Consider the following 5,723-nt stretch of genomic DNA (forward strand, 5'->3'; position numbering starts at 1 on the left):
TTGGCTTTCCTGCGCGCGCAGCAGTTGCGACTGCGAAACGAGCACGTTCACGTAGTCGGTCAAGCCGCGCTTGAAGCCCTGATGCGACAGGTCGAAGCTGCGCCGCGTCAGCGCCACCGATTGCGCTGCGTCCTTGCGCTGCGTGTCGAGCGAGCGGATCCGCACCACGTTGTCGGCGATGTCCTTGAGCGCCGATACCAGCGTCTGGTTGTAGTGCTCGACGGCCTGGTCGTAGCCGGCCGCGGCCGCGCCCAGTTGCGCGCGCAGGCGGCCGCCCTCGAAGATCGGCAGCGTGATCGCCGGGCCGGCCGTCCAGCCGCCGTTCATCGAACGCAGGAAGCCGGTGAATGCCGAACCCACGCCGAAGCCGCCGAGCGAGGCCAGCAGATCGACGTTCGGGTAGAACTGCGCCTTGGCCACGTCGATGCCGCGCGCCTGCGCGTCGACCAGCCAGCGCGCGGCCACCACGTCGGGGCGGCGGCCGATCAGTTCGGCCGGCAGCGCCGAGGGCAGGCTGGCCGTCGTTTCCAGCGACAGCGTCGGGCGCTTGAGTCCCTCGGCCGCGCCGGGGCCCTTGCCGGCCAGCGCCGCGAGCTGATGGCGGCCGAGCTGCACCGCTTCCTCGTAGCTGTCGATCTGACGCGAATAGTCGGGCAGCGGCGATTCGGCTTGGCTCAGCTCGAGCTGCGTGCCGATGCCGGCGTGCAGCCGCTTCTGCGCCAGCGCGACGAGTTCGTGCTGACGGTCGTAGGCCTGATGGGCGATGTCGAGCAGCGCGAAGTTCTTCGCGAAGTCGATATAGGTGCGCACCACGTTGACTTCGAGCTCAAGGCGCGCGGCGCGCTCGTCTGCCGCTTGCGCGCGCGCCGCGTCGAGCGCACGCTCGGCGTTGTTCTTGTCCTTGCCCCACAGATCGAGGTGATAGGACAGGCTCAGCGTGCCGGTGTTGTTCCAGGTGTTGCTGTTCGAGAGCGTGCCGGGGCCGTAGAAGTAATCGTCGGGCCAGTGCTCGCGTTCGAGCGACAGCCGGCCGTCCACCTGCGGCAATTCGTCCGCATGGGCGACGCGCGCCGCGGCCTGCGCCTGGCGCACGCGCGCCTGGGCGGCCGCCAGCGACGGGTTGCCTGCCTGCGCGGCGGCGATCCAGCCGTCCAGTTGCGGATCGCCATAAGCGCGCCACCAATCGGCGCTGGGCCAGCCTGCATCGCGGTTCGCCGCCCGGATCGCCGATCCGGCATCGAGCGCGGACGGATCGACGCGCTTCGATTGCGGTGCAACATTGCCCATGCTCGCGCATCCGGCCATTGTTAATGAGATTGCAAGAACCGCGAGTGCAAGCGTCCCTCTTGTTGCCCGAGACTGCACGATTTTCTCCCGTTCTGATAAAGATGATTCGGAAGCGATTATATTTTTTCAGTTATTGGCGGATAAGCCCGTAAGGGTGTAAGGCATTTTTACGGATTCCGAGATAATATTGCCTGGGCTTTGTGCAACAATCTGCCCGCATTCAAGGGGGAATCAGTATGGATACGCTTCAGAACATGCGTGTGTTCGTCCGCGTGGTCGATGCGGGCAGTTTTACTGCGGCCGCCCAGCAGCTCAATTCGACGACCGCCTACGCGTCGCGCGCGGTGTCGGATCTGGAGTCGCATCTGCGCACGCGGCTGTTGAACCGCACCACGCGGCGGATCGCGCTGACCGAGGCCGGCGAGCGTTACCTGCAGCGTTGCGAGCAGATCCTGGCCTATGTCGATCAGGCCGAGGCCGAAGCCAGCGACGCGCATGCGCGGCCGTCCGGCAAGCTCAAGGTGCATTGCATGACGAGCCTCGGCCAGCATTACGCAGTGCCGATGGTGGCGCGCTACCGGCAGCGCTATCCCGAGGTGCAGGTCGATCTGACGCTCGCGCAGCGCCTGCCCGATCTGCTCGACGAAGGGTTCGACGTGTCGATCGTGATCGACCGCAACCTGCCCGATTCGGGCCTCGTGTCGCAGCGTCTCGGCGAAACCTTCAGCGTGGCCTGCGCATCGCCCGACTACCTCGAACGGCACGGCGTGCCGAAGCGGCCGCAGGATCTCGACGCGCATACCTGCCTCGGGATGGTCGCGCCGGGCTTCCAGTGGGACGAATGGACGCTGGTCGGGCCGGACGGCGAGAAAAGCCTGCCGGTGGCGTCGCCGCCGTTCCGGGTCAACGTGGCCGAGGCGCTGTCGGTGGCGATCCGCGAGGGGATGGGGATCGGCGTGCTGCCGCTGTATACGGCCATCACCGGCCTGCGCAATGGCGATTTCGTGCGCGTGATGCCCGAATACCGCTCGCACGTGATGAACATTTACGCGCTGTATCCGTCGCGCCAGTATCTCGACGCGAAGATCCGCACCTGGGTCGATTTCATGCGCGAATCGCTGCCGGCCACGCTCGAGGCCGACATCGACGCGCTCAAGCAATTCACGCGCGAAACCTGATTCGAGGGATCGCAAGCCCTGACATTCCTTTTCAGTCCCGCAACATTTTTTTACGCTTGAAACGCGTGCGGTTTGCTACTGTTGAGTCATTGGATGTCGGACTGACTGACGGAGAAAATCGATGAGCGCGCACTGGGTGATGTTGGGTCTCGCGGCCGTGACCGGCTGGATGGGTATCGTGGGTGCGCGCGACTTGCTGCGCGCGAAGCAGCGCCAGCTGGTGCCGGTGCGGGTTCGGCGCCCTGACGATACGCAAGCGCGGCGCGCTTCGCGGTATTGAGGCGTGGAAGAACCGGCGGCAGGCGCGCCGGTTTTTTTTCGCCGGCGGGCGGTGAACGGGCGGGAGCGGTTGTTACCGGTTGCTACCGGCGTGACGTGACGGCGGGTGGCGTGGCGATCGTTTCGTCATGATTGCAACACGGGCGTGCAGCGTGCACGCCCGTTGTCGTTTACGGGGCATTACAGCGCGGCTGCCGGATCGGGCTGCGCCAGCGTCACCACCTTGTCCCACGCGAACGCGGGGTTTTCGCGCTCTCCCGTCTTGCGTCGGATATAGCCGCGCGGATTGCAGACCACGCGCGTGCCGGTCGCCGTCTCGTAATCGAACGAGGTGTGCGTGTGGCCGTGAATCCACAGCGCCGCCGGCGGCGCGACCATTGGCGCCAGGTCGCTGATGAAGCCGGCCGAGACGATCTCGCTCGCATAGCGTTCGGCCAGGCTGGCGCGATGCGGGGCGTGGTGCGTCACGATGATCGTTTGCCCTGGCCACGGCCTGGCCAGTTCGGTTTCGAGCCAGGCGCGCGCGCCGCGATGCAGGGCCAGCGTGTCGGCGGGCGTCAGCGCCCGCGATTCGCCCGGGGCGGGCTCGCCGCCCGCTGCCCAATCCACCTGAATCACGCCATTGAAATCGAACATCGTGCGGGCGCAGGCCGTCATCGCGGCTTCGAGCGCGGGCTCGTCGGCGCCGAACAGCCCGAAATCGGTCCAGAGCGTCGTGCCGAGCACGCGAAAGCGGCCGTCCGGCGACGTGTAGACGTCGCCGTTCAGGTAATGAACGTTGTCGAGCGAGCGCGCCGTGTCGCGCATTGCGGCTTCGAGCGCGCCGAATGCGCCGTCGTAATACTCGTGATTGCCGGGCACGTAGATCACCGGCACGTCGGGATCGAAGTTTTCCGCCGCCCAGCGCAGGCCCTCGGCATGATTATGGATGTCGCCGGCCAGCACGACGAGATCGGCCGCCGCGCCGGGAATCGCTTCCGGCATGTTGCCTTCGAGATGCAGGTCGGACAGCACGCGTACGCGGATCGGCATGAAAGCTCCTGCTTGAGCGGACGATTGAGGCGAGAAGGGCGGCGCCGGTTAGCGCAGCACCTTGCCCGGATTCATCAACCCGAGCGGATCGAACGCCTGCTTCAGCGTCTTCATCAGCCCGATTTCCACCGCCGACTTGTAGCGCTGCGCATCGTCGATCTTCAGTTGCCCGATGCCGTGCTCGGCGCTGATGGTGCCGTGATGGCGGTGCACGTTGTCGTACACGACGCGGTTGATCGGCTCTTGGAACTCGGCGAGGAACGCGCGGGCGTCGCCGCCTTCGGGCGTCTGCACGTTGTAGTGCAGGTTGCCGTCGCCGAGATGGCCGAACGTCACCATGCGCGCGCCGGGCGCGACCTGCTGGATGGCGGCGTCGGTTTCCTCGATGAAGCGTGCGATCGACGAGATCGGCACGGCGATGTCGTGCTTGACGTTGAGGCCTTCGTCGGCCTGCGCGAGCGAGATGTGCTCGCGCAGATCCCAGAACGCGCGCGACTGCGCGAGGTTCTCGGCCACCACGGCGTCGACCACGAGGCCGGCGTCGAACGCCTCGGCCATCATGGCCTCGAACAGCGCGCGCGCGTGATCCTCGCTCTCGTTGTCGGACAGTTCGAGCAGCACGGTTTGCGCGTGCGGCGTGGCGAACGGATAGCGCAACTGCGGATAGTGCTTGCCGACCAGCCGCATGCAGAAATCGGACATCAGCTCGAAACCGGTCAGCAGCGGGCCGGCCGCGCGCTGCGCCAGCGAGAGAAAATCGAGCGCGGCATGCGGCGATTCGAGCGCGGCGAGCGCCGTGACCTGCGCCGCCGGGCGCGGATGCAGCTTCATGACGGCGGCCGTGATGATGCCGAGCGTGCCTTCGGCGCCGATGAACAGGTCGCGCAGGTCGTAGCCGGTGTTGTCCTTGCGCAGGCCGCGCAGGCCGTTCCAGATCTCGCCCTGCGGCGTGACGACCTCGAGGCCGAGGCACAGCTCGCGCGTGTTGCCGTAGCGCAGCACGGCGGTGCCGCCGGCATTGGTCGACAGGTTGCCGCCGATCGTGCAACTGCCCTCGGCGGCCAGGCTCAGCGCGAACAGGCGATCGGCTGCCTGTGCGCGCGCCTGCACGTCGGCCAGGATTACGCCGGCTTCGACGGTGATGGTGTTGTTGTGCGCGTCGAGTTCGCGCACGCGGTTCAGGCGCGCCACGCTCAGCACGGCCTGCGCGCCGCTGTCGTCGGGCGTTGCGCCGCCGGCCAGGCCGGTGTTGCCGCCTTGCGGCACGAGCGCGATGCGGTGTTCGACGGCCAGCTTCACCACGGCCGCGACTTCCGCCGTCGTGCCGGGGCGCAGCACCGCGCAGGCCGCGCCGCGATAGCGCTTGCGCCAGTCGGTGACGAACGGGGCGGTGTCCTGCGCGTCGGTCAGCACGTGATCGGCGCCGATCGCGGCGCGGCAGGCATCGAGGAAGGCGGGGGAGGTGGTCATCGCGAGTGTCTCGAATTCGGTCAGGAAGGGCGGCGCGGCGGGCGTTTCGACGGCTGCGGGCGTCGCGCGGCATGGCCGTCATTGTCCGCCGGTTTGGCGCGGGCTGCGCCGGACGCCTTGGCGGCTTGCCCGGCGGCCAGCTTGGCGGCGCGCTTGAACGGCGCCACATAGGCCAGCGCCGCCGCGAAGAAGCCGAGCGCGAGCACGCATTCGAGCCAGCCCAACCGTGCCGACAGCCCGCGATCGGTCATGCCGCGCACCACGCCCTCGGCCAGATACAGCAGGATCAGCATCGACGCCCACTGCAGCGTATAGACGCGCCGCCGCCAGACGCCCGGCAGCATCAACGCGAGCGGCACCGCCTTCAGCATCAGCGCCGAACCGCCGGGGCGCAGCGGCGCGAGCCAGACCTCCCACGCCACCGACAGCACGATCAGCGCCGCCAGACAGCCGGCCGCGGCGAGCGCGACGGCGGGG

The 5,723-nt window shown here is 67.6% G+C and carries 6 protein-coding genes; 2 read left to right on the forward strand and 4 right to left on the reverse strand.

Annotated elements, in window-relative coordinates:
* Positions 1 to 1,365, reverse strand: a 1,365-nt coding sequence (locus tag G3N92_RS29855) for an efflux transporter outer membrane subunit (protein ID WP_339385839.1), incomplete at its 3' end; no start/stop codon positions are given.
* A gap of 158 nt (positions 1,366 to 1,523) precedes the next feature.
* Between G3N92_RS29855 and G3N92_RS29860 the strand changes: the two genes are divergently transcribed.
* The gene (locus tag G3N92_RS29860; protein ID WP_206131163.1) at positions 1,524 to 2,465 is read left to right on the forward strand and encodes a LysR family transcriptional regulator; all 942 of its coding nucleotides are present in this window, start codon (positions 1,524 to 1,526) and stop codon (positions 2,463 to 2,465) included.
* Positions 2,466 to 2,586: 121 nt separating this feature from the next.
* Entirely contained in the window at positions 2,587 to 2,745 is a 159-nt protein-coding gene (locus G3N92_RS29865; RefSeq protein WP_206131164.1) for a hypothetical protein, read from the forward strand.
* 179 nt (positions 2,746 to 2,924) lie between these two features.
* Here G3N92_RS29865 and G3N92_RS29870 read toward each other — a convergent pair whose 3' ends face one another.
* From G3N92_RS29870 to G3N92_RS29880, 3 genes are all read right to left on the reverse strand, one after another.
* Entirely contained in the window at positions 2,925 to 3,770 is an 846-nt protein-coding gene (locus tag G3N92_RS29870) for a metallophosphoesterase (protein ID WP_206131167.1), read from the reverse strand.
* 54 nt (positions 3,771 to 3,824) lie between these two features.
* Positions 3,825 to 5,246, reverse strand: a complete 1,422-nt coding sequence (locus tag G3N92_RS29875; protein WP_206131165.1) for an FAD-binding oxidoreductase — start codon at positions 5,244 to 5,246, stop codon at positions 3,825 to 3,827.
* A 20-nt stretch (positions 5,247 to 5,266) separates the two neighbouring features.
* A partial coding sequence (locus G3N92_RS29880) for a DUF2069 domain-containing protein (protein WP_206131166.1) occupies positions 5,267 to 5,723 on the reverse strand: 457 nt, incomplete at its 5' end.

Origin of the sequence: Burkholderia sp. Ac-20379 (assembly GCF_017104645.1) — a bacterium.
In the GTDB taxonomy this organism is placed as follows: domain Bacteria; phylum Pseudomonadota; class Gammaproteobacteria; order Burkholderiales; family Burkholderiaceae; genus Burkholderia.

What these genes read in the sequence shown, in the direction of transcription:
- G3N92_RS29865 (WP_206131164.1), top strand. Translation starts at nt 2,587, where the DNA reads ATGAGCGCGCACTGGGTGATGTTGGGTCTCGCGGCCGTGACCGGCTGG.
- G3N92_RS29875 (WP_206131165.1), bottom strand. Translation starts at nt 5,246, where the DNA reads ATGACCACCTCCCCCGCCTTCCTCGATGCCTGCCGCGCCGCGATCGGC.
- G3N92_RS29860 (WP_206131163.1), top strand. Translation starts at nt 1,524, where the DNA reads ATGGATACGCTTCAGAACATGCGTGTGTTCGTCCGCGTGGTCGATGCG.